General features: G+C 71.2%; 19 protein-coding genes and 1 tRNA gene. 10 read left to right on the top strand and 10 right to left on the bottom strand.

Annotation, left to right across the window (positions count from 1 at the left end):
- The first annotated feature begins 124 nt into the window (after nucleotides 1-124).
- Nucleotides 125-1,852 (top strand): bifunctional metallophosphatase/5'-nucleotidase, encoded by a 1,728-nt coding sequence (locus AB0C03_RS10980; protein WP_357636132.1) that lies wholly within the window; start codon nucleotides 125-127, stop codon nucleotides 1,850-1,852.
- 286 nt (nucleotides 1,853-2,138) lie between these two features.
- Here AB0C03_RS10980 and AB0C03_RS10975 read toward each other — a convergent pair whose 3' ends face one another.
- On the bottom strand, nucleotides 2,139-3,422 hold the full coding sequence (locus tag AB0C03_RS10975) for an MFS transporter (protein WP_210864898.1): 1,284 nt from the start codon (nucleotides 3,420-3,422) through the stop codon (nucleotides 2,139-2,141).
- 150 nt (nucleotides 3,423-3,572) lie between these two features.
- Here AB0C03_RS10975 and AB0C03_RS10970 point away from each other — a divergent pair, with 150 nt between their 5' ends.
- Complete coding sequence (locus AB0C03_RS10970; protein WP_030328096.1) at nucleotides 3,573-4,046, top strand: hypothetical protein; 474 nt, start codon at nucleotides 3,573-3,575, stop codon at nucleotides 4,044-4,046.
- A 149-nt stretch (nucleotides 4,047-4,195) separates the two neighbouring features.
- Here the strand turns inward: AB0C03_RS10970 and AB0C03_RS10965 are convergent, their stop codons facing one another.
- Nucleotides 4,196-6,244: an FG-GAP-like repeat-containing protein gene (locus AB0C03_RS10965; RefSeq protein WP_357636129.1), complete on the bottom strand. Its 2,049-nt coding sequence runs from the start codon at nucleotides 6,242-6,244 to the stop codon at nucleotides 4,196-4,198.
- A gap of 377 nt (nucleotides 6,245-6,621) precedes the next feature.
- Between AB0C03_RS10965 and AB0C03_RS10960 the strand changes: the two genes are divergently transcribed.
- On the top strand, nucleotides 6,622-7,350 hold the full coding sequence (locus AB0C03_RS10960) for a COG1361 family protein (RefSeq protein ID WP_357636126.1): 729 nt from the start codon (nucleotides 6,622-6,624) through the stop codon (nucleotides 7,348-7,350).
- A gap of 106 nt (nucleotides 7,351-7,456) precedes the next feature.
- Here AB0C03_RS10960 and AB0C03_RS10955 read toward each other — a convergent pair whose 3' ends face one another.
- The 4 genes from AB0C03_RS10955 to AB0C03_RS10940 all read right to left on the bottom strand — a co-directional run bounded on the left by AB0C03_RS10955 (nucleotide 7,457) and on the right by AB0C03_RS10940 (nucleotide 10,834).
- Nucleotides 7,457-8,908 (bottom strand): hypothetical protein, encoded by a 1,452-nt coding sequence (locus AB0C03_RS10955; protein ID WP_357636123.1) that lies wholly within the window; start codon nucleotides 8,906-8,908, stop codon nucleotides 7,457-7,459.
- Nucleotides 8,905-9,537, bottom strand: a complete 633-nt coding sequence (locus AB0C03_RS10950) for a SigE family RNA polymerase sigma factor (protein WP_357636120.1) — start codon at nucleotides 9,535-9,537, stop codon at nucleotides 8,905-8,907. Before AB0C03_RS10950 ends, AB0C03_RS10955 begins: the two co-directional genes overlap by 4 nt.
- A 106-nt stretch (nucleotides 9,538-9,643) precedes the next feature.
- Nucleotides 9,644-9,720: transfer RNA gene (locus AB0C03_RS10945), tRNA-Pro, on the bottom strand.
- Between the two features lie 220 nt (nucleotides 9,721-9,940).
- Nucleotides 9,941-10,834 (bottom strand): metallophosphoesterase, encoded by an 894-nt coding sequence (locus AB0C03_RS10940; RefSeq protein ID WP_357636117.1) that lies wholly within the window; start codon nucleotides 10,832-10,834, stop codon nucleotides 9,941-9,943.
- 25 nt (nucleotides 10,835-10,859) lie between these two features.
- On the opposite strand from AB0C03_RS10940, the gene AB0C03_RS10935 reads away from it, so the two are divergent.
- Nucleotides 10,860-11,315 (top strand): GatB/YqeY domain-containing protein, encoded by a 456-nt coding sequence (locus AB0C03_RS10935; protein WP_030328082.1) that lies wholly within the window; start codon nucleotides 10,860-10,862, stop codon nucleotides 11,313-11,315.
- Between the two features lie 114 nt (nucleotides 11,316-11,429).
- Here AB0C03_RS10935 and AB0C03_RS10930 read toward each other — a convergent pair whose 3' ends face one another.
- Nucleotides 11,430-13,874, bottom strand: a complete 2,445-nt coding sequence (locus tag AB0C03_RS10930; RefSeq protein ID WP_036410680.1) for a penicillin-binding protein — start codon at nucleotides 13,872-13,874, stop codon at nucleotides 11,430-11,432.
- A gap of 407 nt (nucleotides 13,875-14,281) precedes the next feature.
- On the opposite strand from AB0C03_RS10930, the gene AB0C03_RS10925 reads away from it, so the two are divergent.
- Entirely contained in the window at nucleotides 14,282-14,602 is a 321-nt protein-coding gene (locus tag AB0C03_RS10925; RefSeq protein ID WP_030328078.1) for a WhiB family transcriptional regulator, read from the top strand.
- Between the two features lie 6 nt (nucleotides 14,603-14,608).
- On the opposite strand, the gene bagB is transcribed toward AB0C03_RS10925, so the two are convergent.
- The 3 genes from bagB to AB0C03_RS10910 are packed head-to-tail and all read right to left on the bottom strand — an operon-like array spanning nucleotide 14,609 to nucleotide 17,525.
- Complete coding sequence (gene bagB / locus AB0C03_RS10920) at nucleotides 14,609-15,760, bottom strand: ArsA family ATPase (protein WP_030328076.1); 1,152 nt, start codon at nucleotides 15,758-15,760, stop codon at nucleotides 14,609-14,611.
- A 53-nt stretch (nucleotides 15,761-15,813) separates the two neighbouring features.
- Complete coding sequence (gene bagA / locus AB0C03_RS10915; RefSeq protein ID WP_210864893.1) at nucleotides 15,814-16,791, bottom strand: ATPase BagA; 978 nt, start codon at nucleotides 16,789-16,791, stop codon at nucleotides 15,814-15,816.
- 26 nt (nucleotides 16,792-16,817) lie between these two features.
- Nucleotides 16,818-17,525, bottom strand: a complete 708-nt coding sequence (locus tag AB0C03_RS10910) for an Rv0361 family membrane protein (protein WP_357636112.1) — start codon at nucleotides 17,523-17,525, stop codon at nucleotides 16,818-16,820.
- 355 nt (nucleotides 17,526-17,880) lie between these two features.
- Between AB0C03_RS10910 and AB0C03_RS10905 the strand changes: the two genes are divergently transcribed.
- The 5 genes from AB0C03_RS10905 (at nucleotide 17,881) to AB0C03_RS10885 (ending at nucleotide 23,631) form a co-directional block, all read left to right on the top strand.
- Entirely contained in the window at nucleotides 17,881-18,363 is a 483-nt protein-coding gene (locus AB0C03_RS10905) for a hypothetical protein (RefSeq protein ID WP_030328070.1), read from the top strand.
- A gap of 44 nt (nucleotides 18,364-18,407) precedes the next feature.
- Nucleotides 18,408-18,563 carry a Sp36 family protein gene (gene sp36 / locus AB0C03_RS10900; RefSeq protein ID WP_007466198.1) on the top strand — a complete coding sequence of 52 codons (156 nt, stop codon included), beginning with the start codon at nucleotides 18,408-18,410 and terminating at the stop codon, nucleotides 18,561-18,563.
- Nucleotides 18,560-19,021, top strand: a complete 462-nt coding sequence (locus tag AB0C03_RS10895) for a RidA family protein (RefSeq protein WP_210857580.1) — start codon at nucleotides 18,560-18,562, stop codon at nucleotides 19,019-19,021. Before sp36 ends, AB0C03_RS10895 begins: the two co-directional genes overlap by 4 nt.
- Nucleotides 19,022-19,144: 123 nt before the next feature.
- On the top strand, nucleotides 19,145-19,981 hold the full coding sequence (locus AB0C03_RS10890) for an MBL fold metallo-hydrolase (RefSeq protein ID WP_357636108.1): 837 nt from the start codon (nucleotides 19,145-19,147) through the stop codon (nucleotides 19,979-19,981).
- Entirely contained in the window at nucleotides 19,978-23,631 is a 3,654-nt protein-coding gene (locus AB0C03_RS10885) for an adenylate/guanylate cyclase domain-containing protein (protein ID WP_357636105.1), read from the top strand. The genes AB0C03_RS10890 and AB0C03_RS10885 overlap by 4 nt, the downstream gene beginning before the upstream one ends.
- The last annotated feature ends 125 nt before the right edge of the window (nucleotides 23,632-23,756 follow it).

Raw genomic sequence — 23,756 nt, 5'->3', positions numbered from 1 at the left:
AGGCTGTCGGGGCGGGGGCCATGCTCAACCGCCGCCCAACCGCGACCCTTCCGACGGCGTCCGTCGGCGGCCCGGTCGACCCAGAGGCCGGGCACCGTCCGCGCCGATTCTCACGAGGAGATCCATGTTCATACCCGGGATGCGCCGGGCCGCTGTCGGCCTGACCGCGCTCGCGGTGGCCGCTTTCGGCGCGGTCGCCACCAGCCCTGAGCAAGCCGACGCGCGGCCGAAGCCGGTCGACGTCACCCTGCTGGCCCTCAACGACTTCCACGGCAACCTCGAACCGCCGAGCGGGTCCAGCGGCACCATCGCCGGGCAGACCGCGGGTGGCGTCGAGTTCCTGGCCACCCACCTGGCCGAGCTGCGCGCCGCAGCCAAGAAGAAGAACACCATCACGGTCGCCGCCGGTGACCTGATCGGCGCGTCCCCGCTGCTCTCGGCCGCGTTCCACGACGAGCCGACCATCGAGGCGCTGAGCATGGCCGGGCTGGACTACGCCAGCGTCGGCAACCACGAGTTCGACGAGGGCGCCGCCGAGCTGCTGCGGATCCAGAATGGCGGCTGCCACCCGGTGGACGGCTGCGTCGACGGCACCCCGTACCGGGGAGCCGACTTCCAGTACCTGTCCGCGAACGCCTTCACGACCGCCACCGGCAAGCCGCTGATGGCCCCGTACGCGATTCACAAGGTGCAGGGCGTCAAGGTCGGCTTCATCGGCATGACCCTGGAGGGCACCCCGCAGATCGTCAGCCAGCAGGGCGTCGCCGGTCTCAGCTTCGCCGACGAGGCGGACACCGCCAACCGGTACGCTCGCGAGCTGCGCCGCAAGGGCGTGGAGGCGATCGTCGTGCTGCTGCACGAGGGTGGCACCCAGGCGGCGACCGGCGGGATCAACGACTGCGTCGGCATGACCGGCCCCATCGTGGACATCACCAACCGGATGGACCCGTCGATCGACGTGGTGGTCAGCGGGCACACCCACCAGGCGTACAACTGCGACATCAACGGCAAGCTGGTCACCAGTGCCAGCTCGTTCGGTCGCCTGGTCACCGACATCGATCTCAAGATCGACCGGCACAGCGGTGACGTGGTCTCCGCCAGCGCGAACAACGTGGTGGTCAGCCGGGACGTCGACCCGGACCGGAAGCAGACCGCGCTGATCAACCGGTACAAGACGGTGCTCGGCCCGGTCGCCGACCGCCAGGTCGGCGTGACCGCCACCGGCCTCCCGACGACGCAGGAAAACCTGCTCGGCACCTGCTCCCCGCAGGTGCCCAACTCGTGCGGCGAGTCGCCGATCGGCAACGTGATCGCCGACGCGCAGCTCGCCGCCACCGACGACGAGCAGGGTGCGGTTGCCGCCCTCATGAACCCTGGCGGCGTACGGGCCGCCCTCGACGCCGGCCCGGTCACCTACGGGGAGGCGTTCACGGTGCAGCCGTTCGCCAACAACCTGGTGACGCTGGACCTGACCGGCGCGCAGCTCTACTGCGTCCTGGAGCAGCAGTTCGTCACCGGCCGCACGCTGTACCCGTCGGCCACGCTGGGCTACGTGGTGGACCTGAACGGCACCAGCGCCACCGCAGCCGACCCGTGCGTCGGCACCCGCGTGGTCCGGGGCAGTCTCACCATCGGCGGCACCGCCGTCGACACCGCCGCCACCTACCGGGTGACGGTGAACAACTTCCTGGCCGGCGGCGGCGACGGGTTCAGCACCCTCACCGCCGGGACGAACCTGGTCACCGGGCAGATCGACCTGGACGCGTTCGTGGACTACCTGACCGCCCAGTCGCCGGTCTCCGCACCGACGCTGGACCGGATCCGCACCACCGCCGAGGTCCCCGCCACCTGACGGCCGACCCCGCGAGATCGGGCCCCGGAGCAGCAGCTCCGGGGCCCGACCCGTCCCAAACCCCGCCGCCCCGCATCAGCCCGCGCCCGCCGCTCGCCGCTCGCCGCCCGCCGCTCGCCGCCCGCCGCTCGCCGCCCGCCGCTCGCCGCCCGCCGCTCGCCGCCCGCCGCTCGCCGCCCGCCGCTCGCCGCCCGCCGCGCGCCCGCCGCCTGCTGCAAGATCGCGCTCGAACATGGTGTAGTGGCATTGGCACGCATCGAGGCCACTACATCCAGGATCGAGCACGTCAGGCGGGGGTGGGCGCGGCGGTGCGGGACGTCGGGGCGGTCGTCGCTACGCCGTCCTGCTCGGCGGTGAGCAGTCGGCGCAGGGAGAGGGCGACCAGCGAGGCGATCAGGCAACCGCCGACCACTGTCGCCACCCAGACGCTGCCGTGGGCGGCGCCGAGGAGCGGGCCGGCGGTCACCGGTCCGATCACGCCGCTGATCCCGAAGATCATTGAACTCATGGCGTTGTACCGGCCGCGCAGCTCGTCGGTGGCCAGCGCGTTCGTCAGCGCGGGCATCACCGGCGACAGCATCGTCTCGCCAAAGCCGAAGATCGCCGAGCAGGCCACCACGCACAGCGCGGCAAAGACGGCGTTTTCGGCGCTGACCAGGCCGCCGGCACCGAGGACCAACCAGGCGCCGGCGAACACCGCCCCGACCACGGCGAGTGCACCGGTACGGCTACGCCCCTCGATCCGGCGGAGCACCAGGAGCTGGGCCAGCACGATCATTACCGTGTTGGCCGCGAGCGCCCAGGCGACCACCTGGGGCGTCACCTCGACGACCCGCACGGCGTACGCGGCGAAGCCCACCTCGATCTGGGCGTACCCGCAGGTGGTGAGGATGAGACCGAAGATCACCAGTCGGCGGAACGGGCGGTCGCGGAGCACTGTCAGGTAGCCACCGGCGGACGGCTCGCCGCCGGTCCTGGGGCGGACGAGTCGGTGACCGACGCCCGGCAGGGTCAGCAGGATCAGCGCCGGCATCAGGTAACTCACCGCGTCGAGCACGTAAATGATCTGGAACGTGCCTGGCCGGGCGGTGTCGACGATCGCGCCGGACGTCATGCCACCAATGCCGATACCGAGGTTGAGCAGGGCGAAGTTCAGCCCGAAGACCCGTTGCCGTTCGTCGTCTCCGGTCAACGAGGCGAGGATCGTGTTCTGCCCGGACCAGATCGCCGAGCTGCCGACGGCGATCACCGTCATCACCAGCACTGCCGAGCCGGTCGAGTTCACCAACGCCAGCGAGCCGGTGCCGATGGCCTCGATCAGCAGGCAGGGCACCACCACCCGGCGGGCGCCGAATCGGTCGATGAGCGTCCCGCCCAGCGGTGACAGCGCCAGGGTGACCGCGCCGTACCAGCCGATCACCAGACCCGCCCGGGTGTCGGTGAGTCCGCGTACGTCGGTGAAGTAGATGAACAGGAACGGCAGGGTCAGACCGCGCCCGATCGCCGACAACAGGGTGCCGATCAGGAGTCGGCGAGCTTCGAAACGGCGGGGTAGGGCACGACGCAGCATGTCCGGCATTCTGTTCGCCGGGTGCGACACCGCGCGAACACTTTTGGACGTCGCCCCGCTGGCCGCAGGCCGCCGGGTGACCAATCCCACGATGATCCACTCGGCTGACGGCGGTCCGGCGTTGTCCGCCGGGTCTGCGATGCTGACCCGATGACCGGCACCTGGCGACACCTGCCCGCTACCGCCCGCGCCATCGCGGTCACCGCCACGACGGCCGTCGCCGCCGCCCAGGCACGCGACGGTCAGGCGTACGACGAGGCAGTCGGCGGTCTCGCCGCGGACGAGCGGTCCGGGCTGGTGCTCGGCGCGGTGGTCCGACTGCTGCTGGAGGAGAGCCATCCGGACGGGTTGACCGGCGACGACATCCGCCAGGTGTTGACCCGCTGCGTGCAGCAGTCGACGCGGTGGCGTTCCGATGTCGACCCGCACGTGGTGCTCGTCCTGCTGGCCGGCGCGCTCGGGGTGTACGACCCCGACGGCGACGAGGCACCGCCGGACGCGTCGGCGCTGGCCCGGCACGCCCCGCTGCTGGTGGCCGACCTGTTGGCGACGACCAGCGTGCCGTTGGGCGACTACCTGGCCGCCGCGTTCGCCGAGATCGAACGCACCGAACGACAGGACTGACAGGCGCGAACGCCGTTGAGAAGGCGCCGAACTCGCTGCGTACGAGGAAACGGCCCGGTGTCGAAGCGACCGGGCCGTTCCTCGTGCTCACTGGTGGTTGCAGGCAGAGCCCGCCCGGGCCCGGGAAGCGGGCCCGTCGCCACCGTCGCTCAGGCCCGACCCACCTGGACCTTCGGTGACGCCGCCGACGTGGCTGCGGGCCGCTGCGGTACGACCACCAGACCGTAGTTGTAGTTGGCCATCAGCAGGTCCTTCAGGCCGTCGTTGTTGATGTCGGCCACCGCGAGGCCACGCGGGGTGAAGGAGCTGGCGGGCGGCAACTGGGAGACCCGGAACTCGTTGCCCAGCCAGCCGTCCGGCCGCTGCAACAGGACACTCGCCGCGCTCCAACCGCCGTGGGTGATGGCGACGTCGTCCCGACCGTCGTTGTTGACGTCCGCGATCGCGATGGCGTCCGGCATCTCGTACACCGGGTAGCGGATCCACCGTCCGAGCACACCGGCGCTGTCGTGCGTGAGCACCTGCACCTGGGCGTTCGGCGCGTTGCCGGACACGGTGACGACGACGTCCTTCCTGCCGTCGCCGGTCACGTCGCCGACCGCCATGGAAGCCACCGTCTGCTGATGCCCGGCGGGCGCCTGATATCCCACGGGGGCCGCGAACGACCGGGGCTGCGCCTGGGCGCTGATCTGGATCAGCTGCCCGAGCTGCACCACCAGGTCCGCCCGGCCGTCCCCGGTCATGTCGACCACGTCCAGAACGAAGCCACGGTGCGCGGAGACGAGGGCCGCCGGCGCGAAGCTGCCGTTGTCGTCGCCGTACCGGACCAGGACGCCGTTGTCGCTCACCGCGACGATGTCCGTCCGGCCGTCACCATCGAGGTCGCGGAGCCTGAGGTCGATGAGGTCGTCGCCGAACGACAGGTGCTCCGCCGCCGAGAGCCCCGATCCGGTACGACGGAACACGTCGACACCGTCGCCGGTGGCGACGACCAGTTCGTTCGCGCCGTCACCGTCCAGGTCGCCGATCACCGGATACATACTGCCGCCGCTGGAGGTGGACATCGCCACCTGCTGCTTCATCACGAGCTGGTTGTCCGCCTCCTGCACGAACAGGAAAGCGGAATGGTCGTTGGCGTCGTCGAAGTACTCGGTCGTCGTGATCACCACGTCGGAGAGGCCATCGCCGGTCAGGTCGCCGGCGGCGACCGCCTCCTCCCAGGAACCGAGCTTCAGCCATGAGGGGCCGTTGAAGGCCACCGCGCCGTAGGGCTGGGTGACCACGGGCACCGCGTCGCCGGACACGCTCGCCCCGGCCGCCGGCCAGTCGTAGCCCTGGAACTGGGCGTAGACCGAGGTCGGAGTCCAGCCGGCGCCGTTGACCATGGCGATCGCCGTGCCGTCGGTGCCGTTGACAGTGGCGAACGCGACAGCTCCGGCGGCGGACATGAACGCGACCTCACCGCCAGGGATCCGACCGTCGGCGTACCGCACGTTCGCGATGAGCAGGATCCGCTGTCCCTGCTCCACCGAGCCCGGCGACACAGTGACAGTCGTCGTGGTGGCAGGTCCGGTGTAGACCCGCACGGCGTCGGACGTGGCAGTGGCGCCGCCCGTGGCGACCGCCCGGATCCAGTAGACGTAGCGGGTGGCGACAGTGAGGCCGGTGTCCACGTACTCGGTTGACGTCGTGGTGCCGACCACCGTCTCCACCGGGGCATCGTTACTCAGGCGGACGATCTCGTACCGCGCGGTGCCGGCCACGGCCTTCCACCGCAGGGTCATGCTCGTCTCCGCCGCGGTCGCCCGTACGTTAACGGGCTTCGCCAGCGAGGTCTGCACCGACACCTCGGACGAGTCACCCGACGCCCGCTTGCCGGATCGGGACCGCACCACGTAGTAGTACGTGGTCTCGGCGGCGACGGTTCCGTCCAGGTACGACGTCCCGGTGACGGTACCCACCGTCGTGTACGGGCCACCCGAGACGGTCCCACGCCGTACCTCGTAGCTGCTGGCGCCCGCCACCGCCGGCCAGCTCACCTCGACCTGGGTCTCGGACACCAGTTTCGCGCTGACCGGAGCGGGCGGCGGCAGGGCCGCCGCGAACGCCGGTGTACCGGACGCAACCAACACCAGCAGGGCCGTCAGTAAGGCCAGCACGCCACGATTCAGCAACCGCAGTTGCGACAACATACGCATCTCCAGATCCCCCGAGGGCTTGTACGGGCAGCCGCTCGTACAGCGCTGGCACATTCGGGATCGTCACGCGGGGACGGGACGGCGGACAGCTCAACGAACGTGGCCCGGACCGGGGGAAAGCCGGGAGGGACATCGTTCGTTTGGTTGAACTGATCCGGATTCCGGCTTGTGGGACAACGAGGTTGCTGGTCATTCGCTAGCTTCGTAGGTCTTGCTCACCCCCCCTGTACGGTCATCGCCCTTCAGGCACCCCGAAGGAACAGTTCATGCAACGAAGTACAGCGGTGGCACGGTTCGGTCTGGCCTCCCTTATGGCCATGTGCGTTCCGCTAGCTGTCGCAGCCCCGGCCAGAGCCGACGTCGAGTACCGGACGTTCATGTCGGCACCCCAGATTGCCGACATCACCTTGGCTCCGGGGCAATCCGCAGAGCTTCCGGTGCCCCTCAGCGTCCTCGGCAACTACGACGCCGAGGGGGCCTTCGTGACCATCCAGACCTATGGCAAATCGCCGTTGACGCTGACGGGCCCGACGGGCGCGACGTGCACCGGAGACGTCGAGCTGCTCTGCTACCTCCCCGAGGTGATCACCCCCGGGCAGACGTCCGAGACGTGGGGGGCCAGCAACCCATTCCGGGTCACGGCACCGCCGACGGCCAAGGCGGGGACCTACCCGGTCGGCCTTTACTACATGCCCGCGAACACGTCCTACCGCAATGTGGGCCGCAACAGGGATGGCAGCTGGAAGATCACCCCGACCGTGCCCATCACCCAGTGGGTCTGGTCCGGTGACCACCCGTATGAGGACCAGTCGCTCGACGTCACCGTGACGGCTGGAGCGACACCGACTCCGAGCCCGTCGGCCGCCCAACCCACGCCTACGCCCACGCCCACGCGACAGTCCCCGGATGGTGATGGCACGGTCCAGCCAACCGGCACCTCTTCCCCCGGCGGCGGTGCCGGTGGGGGCAGCGAATCCGGTGGGGGGCTTCCGGTGACCGGCACCCCGGTGACCGCTCTGACTGTTGGTGGCCTGCTGCTGCTCGTCGTTGGCGCCACTGTCGTGGGGCTTGCCCGACGCCGACGCACCAGGATCGTGGTCGAGTGACCAGGCTCCCGTACCCGGCGCAGACCTGCCTCACGTGAAGCGGAAGACGGACTGACGGCGTACCCGGATGTGGCCCGGTCGTTCGGACCGGGCCACTTCCTCGCGGTCATTCCTGGTTCCAGGCATCCGTCTCCGGTGTCCCCTGCGCACCCTCGTCAGACACCTGCGCGCTGGCGAGTGTCCTGCCGGAGCCGTCGAGCGCCGTCACCACGAGACCCGCGGTGGGTCGGGGCACTGTCAACGCCGCCCCGGAGCCGCTGGCCGGGGCCCTCGCCACCTCTTGCCCGTCCCGTAGGACGCGCACAGTGGTGGCCGCAACCGGGGTCACCACCAGCAGGAACTGCTGGTCCCCGCTACCGGCCGCGTCGCCGTCGATCGGCACGGCCAGCACGCTTGCGGGATCGGTCGGATCCGTCGGCACGGTGAACGAGGTGCCGGTGCTGATGACGCTGTCGGACCGTGGTTGATCGGGCTCGATCGTCACCTCGCCGACCCAGCTGCCGTCGACTGCGGGAGCAGCCAGGACGGTCACCTGGCCGTTCGTCACCGACGGCTCGCCGGCGGTTGGTGATCCGCCGGTCGGGATGCCGGCAACGTGCCCGCCCCACACCACGCTCGGCAGGGCGGTCAGGCGGTAGCCCGCCGACTGGGCCGACTGGTACACCAGCTCTCGGGCCCGCTGCGCCGTGACATCTCCCCGTACCCGGGACATCGCGGTCGCGAGCTGGGCGTCGGTGATCGGCTTGGCCGCCAGTGAGCCTGGCCCGGGAGTTATCTTGCGCGTCACCGCGCCGCAGTTGACCCGCCACCACTCGGGTCGCTGGGTCTGCGGCGTGCGGATCAGGTAGGAACCGGTCGGCTCCGAGGCCCACTGGAACGCGTTGCCGTTGAGCACCGGTGAGGTGAGGAAGGCGCAGCCGGCGGGTGCGATCGCCACGTGTATCGCCTTTCCCGGACCGGACGGGTCGTCCACGGCAAGGCTCTCGTAGGGTTCCAGAGCGTCGCTCGTACCCCGAACAGAGCCGGTGCTGGCCAGCTTCTCGGCGCTGGCGCCCTTCTCGGCGACGAGCCACACTGCGGCGCTGGGCCAGCCGGTGACCGGATCGGGCTGGGCACGGACGAAGGCGGCGAGCGCGATCCGTTGGTCGTTGACGTCTTCGATGAAGAGGACCTTCACCGCGTTGACCGGCACCGTCAGGTTGGGAAAGTCTCCTCGGCGCTGGGCGTCCAACAGAAGGTCGGAAAGCTGGCGGACATAGCTGGTGTCCCGGGCGACCGCACCGCGTGGCGGCGACTGAAGCAGTTTGTCCGACCAGGCCAGTACGGGTGCGATGGACTCGTTCGAGTTCGCTGGTGGTGGCTGCGTGGTCCGGGCCGGGCCGGCCACGGCGAAGGCTGTGCCACCCACCGAGACCACGAGGGCCAGGGCCAGCCCGCCGAGGCGTCGCTGCCGCCTCCGTCGATAACGCGCCAGGACTCGACCGTACGGATCCGGCTGCGGGGTCAGCGTGCTGCTCAGCTCGGCCAGGGCCCGGCCCAGCTCCTCGTCGACAGTCATGGCGTTGCCCCCGTCATCCTCGTTGTGCCGTCCGGTGCCGGCTGAGCTGCCGTTGATGCCGGTGTCGACGGCGGCGCGTCCGCTGCCAGTGCCAGCCGCAGGCGAGCCAGGCCCCTCGACGCACGGCTCTTGACTGACCCGACCGAGCAGCCCAGGGTGGCGGCGACCTCCGCCTCCGGCAGATCGACCACGTACCGCAGCACGATCACGGCCCGGGTGCGCGGCGTCAGTGCCCGCATCGCCGCGTACAGGGCGTGCCGCTCCGCCACCGCATCCGTCATGTCCCGGGTGGACCGCTCCGGCAGAATCGTCGTCACCAACTCGTGCACCCGGTAGCGGCGCCAACTACTGATGTGCTGATTGATCATGACGCGCCGCAGGTAGGCCATCGGATCTTCGACCCGCCGCCACCGACGCATCACCTTCACCAGCGCCGCCTGCACCAGATCCTCCGCATCCTGTGCCGACCCGGTGAGGTGGTACGCCACGCGCAAGAGATCCATGTAGCGCGTGTCGACGAACTCTCGGAAATGCTCGTCGTCAGCTGCCATAAGCCCCCGCCTCGATTGGTTACCTGTCACGACCCCGCCGAGGGTCAAAAGGTTGAAGGCGGCAGCGGGCGCGTTCAACGTGCCCCGGATGGCCGCAGCTGGGCAGCATCGCCACAGCGCTGGGCCGTGCATGGTCAACAAACGCCAGAGGGCACATCCGTGATCGGATGTGCCCTCTTACCTCTGGTCGGGGTGGCCGGATTCGAACCGACGACCTCTTCGTCCCGAACGAAGCGCGCTACCAAGCTGCGCCACACCCCGAGGCGTGCCGACAAATAGTAGCCCACCCGCCCCGATGGTCAAACTCGGTACCCCCGCCGACCGGACCCGTCAGCGCGATCGCCGGCCGGGCTGGTTCGTTGATCGACTCGGGTTCCAGGAAGCCGGGCTGTCGACGTGACCAGGACACCCCAACTTTCAGGAACCCGAGTCGATCAACGACCGCTGCCTGGTCTCGCCGCGACGGGTGGCGCGAGAGGGGTCAGCGGGGGATGAGGGTGAGGATGCTGGCCTCCGGGGGGCAGGCGAAGCGGACCGGGGCGGTCGGGTGGGTGCCGAGACCGGCGGAGACGTGCAGCCAGGAGTCCGAGCCGGGCCACCGGTGCAGCCCTTGCGCCATCGAGCGCGGCAGGCCGCAGTTGGTCACCAGGGCCCCGAAGCCCGGTACGCACACCTGACCACCGTGGGTGTGCCCGGCCAGCAGGAGGCTGAATCCGTCCGCCGCCATCTGGTCGAGCACCCGTGGCTCGGGGGAGTGCGTCACGGCGATGGATAGGTCGGCGGAGGACGCCACCCGGCCCGACACGGACGGGTAGTCGTCCCGGTCGATGTGGGGGTCGTCGACGCCGACGAGGTCCAGCTCCCGGCCGCCGGCCTTGAGGCTCGTCCGCGCGTTGTTCAGGTCCGCCCAGCCGGCGCCGGTGAAGACCTGACGCAGCTCCTCGTAGGGAAGCTCCACGCCCTCGGTGTACTCCCGGTCGGGCAGGAAGTAGGTGAAGGGGTTCTTCAACACCGGCCCGGTGTAGTCGTTGGAGCCGAACACGAACGCGCCCGGGTAGTCCAGCAGCGGTTGCAGGGCCCGTAGCACCCCGGGCACCGCGCCCGGGTGCGCCATGTTGTCGCCGGTCACCACCACCAGGTCGGGGTCGAGGGCGGCCAGCGACGCCACCCAGCGCTGCTTGCGCGCCTGGTCGGGCATCATGTGCAGGTCCGACAGGTGCAGCACACGTAGCGGCTCCGCGTCGGTCGGGAGCACCGGCACGTCGTACCGCCGCAGTGTGAACATGTTGCGCTCGATGAGCGACGCGTACGCGAGGGTGGCCGCGCCGATCGTGGCGGTTCCGGCGGCGAGCCGGAATAGTGTGCGCTTTCGCATGGCGTTCAGGGTAGTTTGACCGTCCATGAGCACGCTGAAGGACCGCCTCACCGCCGACATGCGTTCCGCGCTCAAGGCGCGCGACGAGCTGACCACCTCCACGCTGCGGATGGCCCTGGCCGCCGTCGGCACCGCCGAGGTCGCCGGCAAGGCCAAGCGCGAGCTCACCGATGACGAGGTGCTCGCGGTGTTGACCAAGGAAGCCAAGAAGCGTCGGGAGGCGGCCACCGCCTTCGCCGACGCCGGCCGCGCCGAGCAGGCCGCGAAGGAGAGCGCCGAGGGCGAGGTGTTGGACCGCTACCTGCCCAAGCAGCTCTCGGACGCCGAGTTGACCGAGCTGGTGTCGGGGGCGCTCGCCGCGGGCGGCTTCACCGGCAAGGCCCAGATGGGCCCGGCGATGAAGGCGGCCCAGGCCGCTGTGGCGGGCCAGGCCGAGGGTGGCCGGGTGGCCGCCGAGGTACGCCGACAGCTCGGTCTCTGACTCACCGGGTCGGTGGCGCGGCACGACTGTGGTCGTGGCCGCCAGCTGGTCCGGGCAGACGAAACGGGCGGGCACCCGAGGAGGGTGCCCGCCCGTCGTGTCCTACCCGTCGGCTCAGCCGTTGGGGCGGCCGTTGCCGGGTCTACCTGGCTGGTTGCCGGGCGGGTTGCCCGGAGTGCCGTCGGTGTTGCCCGGCGTGCCGCCGCCGCTGCTGACCTGGATGGTGACCACACCACCCTTGATCGTGCGTCCGTCCGGGCTGGTGCCGGCCGCGTCGCCCGCCTTGCAGGAGGACGGCACCTTGGCGCTGGAGACGACCGGCTCGAAGCCGGCGCCCTTGAGTCGGGACTTCGCCTGCTCCACCGACACGCACTTCACGTCGGGGATGCTGCGCTGGTCACCCTCGGAGATCTTCTGGCCGGGTGGTGTGAACTGGACCCGGTCCTTGCCCTTCATGGCATCGCGCAGGGTCTCGTACACCGGTGGGTTGATGCCGTCCTTCTCGGCGTGCTTCATCTTGACGTTCGTCTGCGGCCAGTCCGGGTCGGCCATGATGCCGGCCACCGAGTACTGCTTGGTCATGGCGACCAGGGCGGCCGTCTTCTCCGAGTCGGTGGTGCCGGACTTGCCGGCCACTGGCGCGTCGACGATGCCCTTCACCACGCGGGCCGTACGGCTGCCACCGCACTTGCTGGTGCTGGAGTTGTCACCGACCGGGCAGCGGGCGGCGTCCACGGCGGCCCGGGCCACCTCGGTGCTGAACCGCTTCTCACAGCGCGGGTTGGCGATGTCCAGCTTGTTGCCCTCCGGGTCGCGGATTTCCTGCACCGGGATCGGCTCGCAGTACTTCCCGTCCGCCGCGAGGGTGGCGTACGCGTTGGCCAGGTCGAGCGGCGTGGTGGAGGAGACACCGAGGGTGAACGCGCCCCACTGGTGGGCGGCATCCTTGGTCGCGGCGAACTTGGCGTCGTTGCTCGCCCGGAACTGGATGCCGGCCCGCCGGGCGGCGTCGACCACGTTCTCCGCGCCGACCTGCTGTTGCAGCGGGACGAAGTACGTGTTGATCGACGCGCTGAAGGCGCTCCACATGTTCTGCACGCCGCCGGCCTTCAGGCCGGAGTTGGTCGGGCAGTAGAAGTGGGTGCCCTTGCAGGCAGCCGGGCTGCTGCTGTCGATGATGTATTCCGACTTGAACTGCTGGGGCGCGTTGATCGTGTAGCTGAGCGGAATGCCCTTCTCCAGCGCGGCCAGGATGCTGAAGATCTTGAAGGTCGAGCCGGCCTGGTAACCGGTGATGCCGTTGCCGCCGGTGAGCAGCGGGTTCACTGTCGCCGGGTAGTTGCCCCGGATGCCCTTCCTGCTTTTGGCCGGGTCGCTGGAGAGCTTGTTCTTCGGGTTCTTCGGGTCGTCGAGCTTGAACTGCCGGTTGACCGCGAGGGCCCGCACCCGGCCGCTGCCCGGCTCGACCACCGCGACCATTGCCGCTTCCTTGCTGTTCACGCTCTTGGCCTTACGGACGGCCTTGTCCGCACCGCGCTGCGCCTGGACGTCGAGCGAGGTCACGACGGTGTAGCCGCCGCTCTTGAGCCGACGCTCCCGGTCGTACGTGGTCGAGCCGAACGTCTCCTGATCCATCCACCAGCGGTAGAAGTAGTCGCAGAAGAAGCCCCACTCGTTGACGTTGGCGGCGACGCAGCCGTTCGGGGTGCGCTTGTCCTTCACGACCAGCTTGGTCGCCTTGGCGGCGTCCGCCTCCTGCTGGGTGATGGCCTTGATGTCGACCATGTTCTGGATGACGTAGTTACGCCGCTCCAGTGCGAGCGGGTAGCCGGCCTCGGTGGTCGGGTCGTTCGTCGTCGGCGCCTTGACCATGCCGGCCAGCAGGGCCGCTTCCTCGATCTTCAGCTTGCTCGGCGGCTTGCCGAAGTAGACCTGGCTGGCGGCGTAGATGCCGTACGCGCCGTTGCCGAACGAGGCGAGGTTGAGGTAGCGGGTGAGGATCTCGTCCTTGGAGAATTCCTTGTCGACCTGGAGAGCCAGCCGCATCTCGCGGAGCTTGCGGGCGCTGGTGTCCTCGGTCGCCGCGACGACGTCCGCCGGGTGGGTGGCCGAGTAGGCGATGGCCAGCCGGACGTACTGCATGGTCAGCGTCGATGCGCCCTGCCGACCGGCGCCCTCGCTCTGGTTGTTCACGAACGCGCGGGCGACACCGTTGATGTCGACGCCGTTGTGCTTGTAGAAGTCGTGGTCCTCGGCCGCGATGATGGCCTTCTGCATTGCCGGCGAGATGTCTGGGAGCTTCACGTCCCGCCGGTTCTCGTCGTACATCGTCGCGAGCGGGGTCTTGCCGTCCGAGGCCATCAGGTAGCTGATCTGTGGCGCGCGGGCCACCGTCAGCTCCGTGGGCAGGGCACCGAATGTCTCGGCGCCGGCCTTCGCGGCCAGGCCGGACATCGCTACCGCGGGGAAGGCCGCCGCGGCGACCACCACGCCGGCCAGCAGGCCACACACGAGTAGCGATGCGGCGTTGGTCAGCACATTGTGGTCACGTTTCCGCATCCAGGTCACCTCGACAGGGTACGCGAGTAGGGAACGAGGGGCGCTGGGGCGTTCTTTCCCCATTTCCTGCGCGCGCTGCCCTCGTTGTGCTAAACGCACGACCCCCGGTGCTTGGTTGCGTGTGACCTGGCGTGAGTCTCCTCCGATTCAGTGAGGCGGCGCAGCGTTATCGCTGACCTCGGCGGGGTAACCGGCGGTCGAAGGCCCGGGAAGCCGGGAGTGTCCGGAATGATGGATTTCGTCGACAACGTTGCGTAATCGGTCGACTACAGAGCATGATGGGGGCGGCGACAGCGCCACATGTCGTCCGCGCCGCCTTGGGGAAGGCGGGCCGGGCGATCGGGGGGAATTGCCGGCTGACGTGCATCGACGAGGTCGGTAGGTACTGCAAGGGGGGACGTGTACACATGGGCATGATCACTGACTGGCCGTCACTGGCGGCATGTCAGAACGGGGACCCGGACGCGTTGTTCGTACAGGGCGCCGAACAGAACGTGGCGAAGCGGATCTGCCGGAGCTGCCCAGTTCGGTACGAGTGCCTGGCCGACGCGCTGGACAACCGGATCGAGTTCGGTGTGTGGGGCGGCATGACCGAACGCGAACGGCGGGCGCTGCTGCGTCGTCACCCGCAGGTGACGAGCTGGCGCAAGATGTTCGAGGCCGCGATGAAGAAGAACAGCAAGGACAAGGCCGGCAAGGACAAGATTCTCGTCAGCGCGGCCAACTGACGCCGGTCACGGCCGGCTGATCGCCGCGCCGATCGTCCGTAGCCCGTCGACGTCGTGCACGTCGGCGGGCTGCGCCGTAACCGAAACCGCCGGCACGGCCGGGAACGCCTCGGTGAAGCGTGCGGCGACCTGCTGCTCGCGTACCGCCTGGCGCGCCAGCGCCGCGTGCGCCCGCAGCACGTCGGCGGTGGCCTCGTGCCCACCCAGCTCGGTCAGCCGCTCGGCGGCGACCCGGCTCTGCTCGGCGTCCAGCTCCGGGACCGCCGGGCGGTGCACCCGGTTGAGCACCAGGCCGGCCAGTGGCATCTGCTCCTCGCGCAGCCGGCCCGCGAAGTAGGCGGCTTCCCGGACCGCGTCCGGCTCCGGCGTCGCGACCAGGAGAAAGGCCGTCTCCCGCGCCTGCAGGATGCGGTACGTCTGCTCGGCGCGCTGCCGGAAACCGCCGAACATCGAATCCAGCGCCGCCACGAAGCCGGACAGGTCGGTGAGCAGCTGCGCGCCGAGCACCTTCTGCACCACCTTCGAGAACATCCCGAACGAGGCGGTGACCAGGCTGAACATGCTCCGGCCGCCGCTTCGCGCCGGGGCCAGCAGCAGTCGCAGCATCCGGCCGTCGAGGAAACGGGAGAGTCGGGCCGGCGCGTCCAGGAAGTCAAGTGCCGAACGGGACGGTGGCGTGTCCACCACGATCAGGTCCCATTCGCCCCGGGCGTGCAGCTGACCCAGCTTCTCCATCGCCATGTATTCCTGAGTGCCGGCGAAGGTCGAGCTCATCGCCTGGTAGAACGGGTTCGCGAAGATCTCCGCGGCCTTCGCCGGGTCGGTGTGCTGCAACACCACGTCGTCGAAGGTGCGCTTCATGTCCAGCATCATGGCGTGCAACTCGCCGCCGCTGCCCTCGACGTCGATCCCCTTGACCTGGCGAGGGGTGTTGTCCAGCTCGGTCAGGCCCAGCGACTGGGCCAGCCGGCGGGCCGGGTCGATGGTGAGCACCACGGTGCGTCGGCCGTGGTGCTCGGCGGCCCGCAGCGCCAGCGCCGCGGCCGTGGTCGTCTTTCCCACTCCGCCGGCACCGCAGCACACGACGATCCGCACGCCCGGATCGGCGAGGATCTGGTCGACGTCCAGCTGCGGCGCCGCGTCTTCGGAAGGCACCAATCGAGCGTATCGGGCCGGTGGGCCCGCGCGCCCGTGCTGCGCTCAGGTGTGAGTCATTCGGCGCGGACGAGCGCCTGGGCCAGCGTCGCCAGCCCCGCCCGGTCCACCCCGTCGGGCAGCAACGGCAGCTCGATCATCGGCAGCCCCAACTCCACCAGGTCGGCGCGGAGCGAATCCTCCAGTTCGCGCCGGATGACCTGGTCACGTGCCTCGTCGTGCAGCCCGGCCACGATGTCCCGATCGGCCGGGAGCCCGGCGGCGACCAGTCCGCGCCGCAACTCCGCAGCGGTGACCGCCTGCCCGGCGGGCAGCGGGGGTCGGACGCCGTTGACGAGCACCTTCCCGACGCCGAAGCCGAGCGCGGTCAGGTCGGCGATCGCGTCGACGGTCTCCTGGATCGGCATCTCCTCCAGCAGCGTGACCACGTGCACAGCGGTCATCGGGGACCGCAGCAACGCGGCCACCCCCTCGCTCTGGGTCTTGATCGGGCCCACCTTGGCCAGCCGGGCGGTCTCCGCCGTCACGTTGAGGAACCGGCCGATCCGCCCGGTCGGCGGGGCGTCCAGCACCACCGCGTCGTACGCGCGCCGCTGCCCGTTGGTGCGGGTGGTGGCCTCCTTCACCTTGCCGGTGAGCAGGACGTCGCGCAGGCCGGGCGCGATGGTGGTGGCGAAGTCGATGGCACCGAGCTTGCGCAGTGCCCGGCCGGCCGCGCCCAGCTTGTAGAACATGTCCAGGTACTCGAGCAGCGCCTCCTCGGCGTCCACCGCGAGCGCCCGCACCTCACCGCCGTCCGGCGCGTCGGCGAGGTGCCGCTCCTCGTAGGGCAGAGGGTCGATGCCGAACAGCTGCGCGATGCCCTGCCGCCCCTCGACCTCGACCAGCAGGGTGCGCCGACCCCCGGCGGCGAGCGCGAGGGCCAGCGCCGCCGCCACGCTGGTCTTACCGGTGCCGCCCTTGCCGGTCACCACGTGGAGACGGGCAGGCCATCCGGCACCGGCCGGGTCGATCGGGCGCTCAGCTGCACACACCCGTCGAGCCTATCCAGGCATCGGGGTCACGCGACCTCGCAGACCCACCAACCCGTCTTCTGCACCACAGTGAAGCGCAGTTCCTGGTCGGCCACCTTCTCGTCGGCGGTGGTCATGGTGAGCCGGGTGGAGACGGTGGCCCGTTCCCCGGTCTGGTTGTCCACCTTCGGGGTGGTCCACCGGAAGCGCGGGTTCTGGTACGCGGAGGCGTACTTGTCCACCTCGGCGACCTTCGCGGCGATCTTGTCGTCGTCGCGGGCCGCGGCGCAGACGCGACTGGCGGCCTTTGTCGCGTCGCGGTCCTTGTAGATCGCGGTGAGGAACTCGTCGACGGCGACCGCCGGCTCCTTGGCGCCCTCGCCGGTCTCGGCATTGCGCAGGGTCAGGAAGGCCACCACGCCGCCGCCCACGCACAGCACCATGATCACAACGAGTGCGATGGCCGCGATCAGCAGGCCGCGCTTCTTCTTCGGCTCGGCCGTGCCCGGGTAGGGCGGGTAGGCCGGCGGGGCCGGGGGGATCGGCGAGGGGTTCGGGGTGCCCGACGTCGGCGCGGCGGCCGAGGTGGGGGCGGCGGGCAGCGCCGCCCGGGCGGGGGGCGCGGGGAGAGTGGGCTGCCCCGGCGGCGGGGTGGGGGTGGACTGGCTGGGGACACCCGGCGCGCCGGGCTGATCCGGGTGCGCCGGCGGGTGGACGGGTGGGCCGGCCTGGTCGCCGCTGGGCGGGTGGGTCATGTCTTTCCCCCAGGGGTGCGGCGCCCGCCGCCACCCCTGGCGCCGAGCGTGATCGAGCGGGCGTCCGGGCGCTGCGCGACCGTCCGACCGGAAGGGTAGCGGTCGATGACCCCCTCGGTGTCGCCCCTGCCTGCCCGGGAGGTCCAGCGATCCGGTGAGCGGTACCCGGGTCGGTTCCGGTGTCGGGCCCCCGACCTGCGGTGTGTCGCATATGTGACTGTTGGTGACCTCTTGTGCGCGTCCTGTTGGCGGGACTGGGGCCACAGACCTACCTTCGTCCCCGGTGCGGGGGCCGGAACGGACGAATGGGGCCGGGCCGGAAGCATGGTCCGAGAGGTACGACCGGAGGCAGTGCATGCGCGACGCGGACAACGTTCCTCGTACCCACTTCCCGACGAACGACCGGCCCCGCCGGCCGGGGACCGTGGCCGAGGCCGGCGGGCAGGTCACCAACCAGCCGATCAACGAACGGTCGTACCGCCGGACGCCGGAGCAGGCGGAGGCGGCCCGGGTGCCGAGCCAGCCCGTCGAGCGGATCCGCGACGACGACGAGCCGGGCTTCGTCATCCATCTGCCGATCCGGGTGCCGAACCTGGCGGCGGCGACGGTGCTGGCCGGACGGGTCGCGGTGTCCCTGGGGTTCCTGCCCGAGCTGGACGCCGGCGAGACCACCGTGTCCAATGCCGACGATCAGAACAACCGGCACCGGGTCTTCTGCGACCTGCTGCTGCCGGACCGGTCCCGCTGCCCCCAGGGGTACGAGCACGAAGGGCGCTGCGGGGAACTGCCGGCCACGTCGGAGCAGCGTCCCGTACCCCGTCCCGCCAGCGGACCGTAGGCTGTCCCTCGAACAATTCCGCACCGAGAGGGAGCCCTTCAGCGATGCAGAAGTGGGAATACTCCACGGTCCCGCTGCTGGTCCACGCGACCAAGCAGATCCTCGACAACTGGGGCGAGGACGGGTGGGAGCTCGTCGCCGTGGTCCCCGGCCCGAACCCGGACCAGCTGGTCGCCTACCTGAAGCGGCCGAAGGCGTGAGCAACGGTCCGCACGCGAAGCTCGCCGAACTCGGCCTCGAACTGCCCGAGGTCGTGCCGCCGGTGGCCAGCTACGTCCCGGCCGTGCAGTCCGGGCAGCACGTGTACGTTTCCGGCCAGTTGCCGATGGCCGAGGGCAAGCTGCTCGGGACCGGCAAGGTCGGCGCCGGGATCTCCGCCGAGCAGGCGAAGGATCTGGCCCAGCGGTGTGCGCTCAACGCGCTGGCCGCTGTCGACTCGCTGGTCGGCCTGGAAAACGTGGTCAAGGTGGTGAAGGTGACCGGGTTCGTGGCCTCCGCGCCCGGCTTCACCGGTCAGCCCGCCGTGATCAACGGTGCCTCCGACCTCCTCGGCACCGTCTTCGGGGAGGCCGGCCGCCACGCGCGTAGTGCGGTAGGTGTGGCCGAGCTGCCCCTCGACGCCCCGGTGGAGATCGAACTGATCGTCGAGGTCGCCTGACGCGTCCCCATCGCCCCGCGATCTTGCACTTTCTGCTCGGACGAAAGCCCTGAACGGGGATGAATCAGGGGCCGCCAGTGCAAGATCGTGGGGTGTGGCGGGCGGGGTCGTACGATCGCAGCCATGAGCGGGCACGTGACGGGGGCGGTGGCGGCGCTTGCCGACGAGTTGCCCCGCTGGGTTTCGCTGCTGCGTGCCCCCAACCCGGGGCCGATGACCCTCGACGGCACCAACACCTGGGTGCTGCGCGCCCCGGCCGCCGAGTACGCCACCGTGGTCGACCCGGGGCCGGCCGACGAGGGGCACCTGACCCGGATCGTCGAGCACGGTCCGGTCGGGCTGATCCTGATCACCCACGGCCATCCCGACCACACCGAGGGCGCCGCCCGGCTGAGCGAGCTGCTCGGCGCGGTGCCCGTCCTCGCCGTCGACCCGGCGCACACCATCGGCGTGGAACCGCTGACCGGGCCGGGCGAGAGCTTCGGTGACTTCGGTCTGCGCATCCGTCCGCTGCCGACGCCGGGGCACACCGCCGACTCGGTCTGCTTCCTGGTCGAGCACGACGACGAGCGGGTGGTGCTCACCGGCGACACCATCCTCGGCCGGGGCACCACCGTGGTCGCCCACCCGGACGGGCACCTCGGTGACTATCTGACCAGCCTGGAGCTGCTGTCCGCGTACCGGGGGATTCCGGCGTTGCCCGGACACGGCCCGGCGCTGGCCGACTGCGCCGCCGCCGCCGATTTCTACCTCGCCCACCGTCGGGCCCGGCTCGACCAGGTCCGGGCGGCGGTCGCCGCCGGTGCCCACACTCCCGCCGACGTGGTGGCGACGGTCTACGCGGACGTGGACCGCTCGCTCTGGTGGGCGGCCGAATGGTCGGTCCGTGCCCAGCTGGAGTATCTGGGCGTCGACACCGGGGAATCCCCGCCCGGGGTCAGTGGGTTGGAGCACATGTGACCTGCCCCGTGTGTGGAACCGTTGCCGTTCCCGGTGCGCGGTTCTGCCACAACTGTGGTGCCGCGCTGCCGGCCGCCGCCACGTTGCCGGCTGCCGAGCGTCGGGTGGTCACCGTGCTCTTCGGCGACCTCTCCGAGTTCACCTCCTGGTCGGAGGACCTCGACCCGGAACGCGTCGGCGCGGTCACCGACCGGGTGCTCGCCGCCCTCGCCGGTGCGGTGAAGACCTTCGGCGGGCACGTCGACAAGCTGACCGGTGACGGCATCATGGCGGTCTTCGGCGCCCCGGTGGCGCACGAGGACGACGCCGAACGCGCCGTGCGGGCCGCCCTGTCCATGCAGCGGGCCGTCCGCCGGGTGCTCGACGACGAGCGGGGCGGCGGCGCGCCGCTCGGGCTGCGGGTCGGGTTGAACACCGGCGACGTCATCGCGGGCATCCAGGCCGCCATCGAGTACACGGTCATCGGCGACACGGTGAACACCGCGGCCCGGCTCGCCGACGCCGCCGCGGTCGGAGCCGTCTACGCCGGCGGGCGGACCGCCGCGGCGACCAGGCACGTCTCCTCCTGGCGGGCGTTGCGCCCACTGCGGCTCAAGGGCAAGCGTGAACCGGTCGAGGCGTACGAGCTGTTGGGTCTGCTGGACGCGCCGGGCACCCGCTCGGGGCTCGGCGACGAGGCGCCGTACGTCGGCCGGGAGACGGAGATCGGTCGGGTCGCCGGCCGGCTCGCCGAGGTGATCGACCAGGGCGACCCACGGGTGCTGCTGATGACCGCCGAGGCGGGTATCGGCAAGTCCCGGTTCGCCGCCGAGGTGGAGCGCCTCGCCGCCGGGTACGACGTCGGTGCCGGCCGGTACGCGGCGCACACCGGGGCCCGGGTGCTCTCGGTGCGCTGTGCCGCGTTCGGCGAGCGGCGACGGCTCGCGCCCCTCGCCGACCTGGTGCGGGCCGCTGTCGGCCTGCCCAGCGACGCGTCCACCGCACTGACCCGCCCGGCGGTGGAGGAGCGGCTGCGTCGGCTCGGGCAGCGGCTCGCCCGATCCGGTGCGGAGACCGCGCCGATCGCCACCGAGCAGCTGCTCGCCCTGCTCGGCTATGCCGAACTCCCGGCGCACGGCGGCACCGACAGCGGCGAGTGGGGCGGGTCGGGCACCCCGGCCGCGGATGCCGAAGTGGTGCCGAACTCGGTCGCCGACCTGCTCAGCGGGCTCGCCTCGGAGGCCCCGCTGGTGATCGTGGTGGACGACCTGCACGATGCCACCGCAGAGACGATCAGGGCCCTCGGGTTGACGCTGTCCAGGCTCACCGGCCCGGTGCTGGTGCTGCTGCTCGGCCGCCCCGAACTGGTGCGTACCGCCGGAGCGCTGACCCGGGTCGCGGACGCCGAGGTGCACTCGTTGCCGCCGCTGCGCGGCGCCGACGCGGCCCGGCTGCTGACGAGTTACCTCGGCGGCGGCAAGCTGCCCCAGGCCGACGCCGACCGGTTGCTCGCCACCGCCCAGGGCAACCCGTTCTACCTGGCCGAACTGGTCACCCTGCTGATCGAGCGGGGTGCGCTCACCACCGAGTCGGTGCGCGGTGCCGGTGCCGCGTCCGTCCGCGGCGTCGCCGTGGAGCGGTCCGGTTCCGGTGATCGGGAGCAGAGCGGGACGGCCAGTTGGCGGTTGGTGCCGGGTTCGCTGGGCAGCCGGCTGCTCTCCCGCGACCTCGCCGCCGTGCTGGCGGCCCGGATCGACGCGCTGCCGCCGGACGCCCGGTCGGTGCTGCGCGACGCGGCGGTCACCGGTGACACGGTGCCGACCGGCGCGCTGGAGGCGATGCGCGAGCAGCGGGCCGGTCGCGACGGCCGGCCGTCGGCGGTGGTCGCGGTCGAACTCGACCGGGCGGTCGAGGAGTTGCTGCAACGCCGGATGCTGCACCGCTCGCGTGCCGGCTACTCGTTCGCGACGCCGCTCATGCGGGAGGCCGCGTACGCCGGGGTGAGCAAGGCCGAGTTGGCTGAGCGGCACGCCGCGCTGGCCCGCTGGGCGGCACCGGTGGACGATGCCACGCCGAGCACGGTGGGCGGGTTCACCGACGAGGCCCGGGACGACTTCGTGGCGATGCACGTCGAGCGGGCCGCCACGCTCGCCGACGCGGTGAAGCTGCGTCCGGACGCGCCGGCCCGGGCGGTGGTTCCGCTCGGCGTCGCCGCGCTCGGCCGGGCCGCGCGCCGGTCGCTGTCCGCCGGTGAGCCGGCAATGGCCGTCGAGTACGCCGAGCGCGCCACCGAACTGGCCCGCGACGGGGTGCCGGCCGCCGACCAGGTGGTGCACGCCCGGGCGTTGCTCCAGGTCGGCCGGGTCTCCGACGCGTTGGCGTACGCCGAGAAGATCGCCGCGAACGCGCGGGACGAGGCCACCCGGGTCAGCGCCCTGCTGCTGGCGGGGCAGGCCCAGGAGACCCTCGGGGACCAGGGCCGGGCGGTGACCGCCTGGCAGGAGGCGTTGCAGGTGGCCACGGAGGGTCAGCTGCCCACCCAGCGCGCCACGGCCATGCGCCGGCTCGGCATGGCCGACTTCGTGGCCGGGCGGTTGAGTCAGGCGAGCAGTCGGTTGGCGGCCGCGTACCAGGTGAGCCTGGGCGTCCAGGACAGGCGCGGGCAGGCGTGGTCCCTGCAGAACCTGGCCTGGGTGACCACCACCCGGGGTGACTTCGCCGGCACCGACGCGGTGCTCGGCCGGGCGGCCCGGCTCTTCGCCGAGCTGAAGGATCCGTACGGGCGGGCCTGGTTGCGCGGCACCACGGCGTTCGCCCGGCTGCTCGCCGGTCGACTGCGCGAGGCGTGTCGGATGGCGCAGGTGTTCCTGCCGTTCGGTGAGCGGGTCGGCGAGGCGTGGGCGGTGGGGACGTTGCGCGCGGTGGCGGCGTTCGCCACCGCCGAGCTGGGCGATCTGGCCGAGGCGGACCGGGAGGCCCGGCGGGCGTACCGGGAGTTCGCTGCCGCCTCCGACGACTGGGGCCGAGGTTTCGCCCTGGTGGTGCGGGCGGTGGTGGCGCGCGGGCTGGGCGAGCCGGAGCACGCGGCCGACCTGCTCACCGACGCCCTGGCGTACGCGGAGCGCACCTCGCACCCGCTGCTCACCGGGATGGCCGGGACGCTGCGGGGCTTCGTCGCGTTGGACATGGGCGACTGCGAGACGGCCGAGCAGGTGGCCCGGGCGGTGCTGACCGCCGTGGAGCCGCACAACCCGCAGGCCCCGGCGCAGGTGGCGCCCCGGGTGCTGCTGGCGACGGCCCGGCTCGCCGCCGGCGACTCGGCGACCGCTGTGGGACTGCTCGCTCCGGTGGCCACTGCCGCCGCCAACGCACCCTCGCTGCTCTTCTCCCGCCGCCAGACGATGGCCCAGTACGCTGCGGCGCTGCTCGCGCACGGTCAGCGGGAGCAGGCGTTGGACTGGGCCCGCCGAGCGGTCGGCGCACCCGCCGAGGACGTGCGCAGCCAGGTGATCGCGGCGAGTGTGCTGGCCGAGGCGTTGGCCGCCTGCGGACGCCCGGCGGAGGCGCTGTCCTGTGCGCAGGAGGCGGTCCGCCTGGCGTACGCGACCGAGCAGCGCAGTGAGCGGGCCGCGGCGGACGCCCTCCACGCCCGCCTGGCCGCAGTGGTCTGAACCGTCCCGGGGAGGGTGCAGGTTCTGCCGGTTCTGGGGATGTGGTGCCCGGGGTGAGGGGCTAGCGTGTCACCACCGCGTACGGGTCCACAGTGGTGACCGTCGCCGTGCCTGGGGAGGCCCTT

Source organism: Micromonospora parva (assembly GCF_040649675.1).
GTDB classification, from domain to species: Bacteria; Actinomycetota; Actinomycetes; order Mycobacteriales; family Micromonosporaceae; genus Micromonospora; species Micromonospora parva.
The sequence above is the reverse complement of the archived record's forward strand: the minus strand, read 5'-3'. Positions and strand labels throughout refer to the sequence as shown.

Coding starts and splice junctions, on each gene's coding strand:
- AB0C03_RS10980 (WP_357636132.1), top strand. CDS start 125: ATGTTCATACCCGGGATGCGCCGGGCCGCTGTCGGCCTGACCGCGCTC.
- AB0C03_RS10975 (WP_210864898.1), bottom strand. CDS start 3,422: ATGCTGCGTCGTGCCCTACCCCGCCGTTTCGAAGCTCGCCGACTCCTG.
- AB0C03_RS10970 (WP_030328096.1), top strand. CDS start 3,573: ATGACCGGCACCTGGCGACACCTGCCCGCTACCGCCCGCGCCATCGCG.
- AB0C03_RS10965 (WP_357636129.1), bottom strand. CDS start 6,244: ATGCGTATGTTGTCGCAACTGCGGTTGCTGAATCGTGGCGTGCTGGCC.
- AB0C03_RS10960 (WP_357636126.1), top strand. CDS start 6,622: ATGTCGGCACCCCAGATTGCCGACATCACCTTGGCTCCGGGGCAATCC.
- AB0C03_RS10955 (WP_357636123.1), bottom strand. CDS start 8,908: ATGACTGTCGACGAGGAGCTGGGCCGGGCCCTGGCCGAGCTGAGCAGC.
- AB0C03_RS10940 (WP_357636117.1), bottom strand. CDS start 10,834: ATGCGAAAGCGCACACTATTCCGGCTCGCCGCCGGAACCGCCACGATC.
- AB0C03_RS10935 (WP_030328082.1), top strand. CDS start 10,860: ATGAGCACGCTGAAGGACCGCCTCACCGCCGACATGCGTTCCGCGCTC.
- AB0C03_RS10930 (WP_036410680.1), bottom strand. CDS start 13,874: ATGCGGAAACGTGACCACAATGTGCTGACCAACGCCGCATCGCTACTC.
- AB0C03_RS10925 (WP_030328078.1), top strand. CDS start 14,282: ATGGGCATGATCACTGACTGGCCGTCACTGGCGGCATGTCAGAACGGG.
- AB0C03_RS10910 (WP_357636112.1), bottom strand. CDS start 17,525: ATGACCCACCCGCCCAGCGGCGACCAGGCCGGCCCACCCGTCCACCCG.
- AB0C03_RS10905 (WP_030328070.1), top strand. CDS start 17,881: ATGCGCGACGCGGACAACGTTCCTCGTACCCACTTCCCGACGAACGAC.
- sp36 (WP_007466198.1), top strand. CDS start 18,408: ATGCAGAAGTGGGAATACTCCACGGTCCCGCTGCTGGTCCACGCGACC.
- AB0C03_RS10890 (WP_357636108.1), top strand. CDS start 19,145: ATGAGCGGGCACGTGACGGGGGCGGTGGCGGCGCTTGCCGACGAGTTG.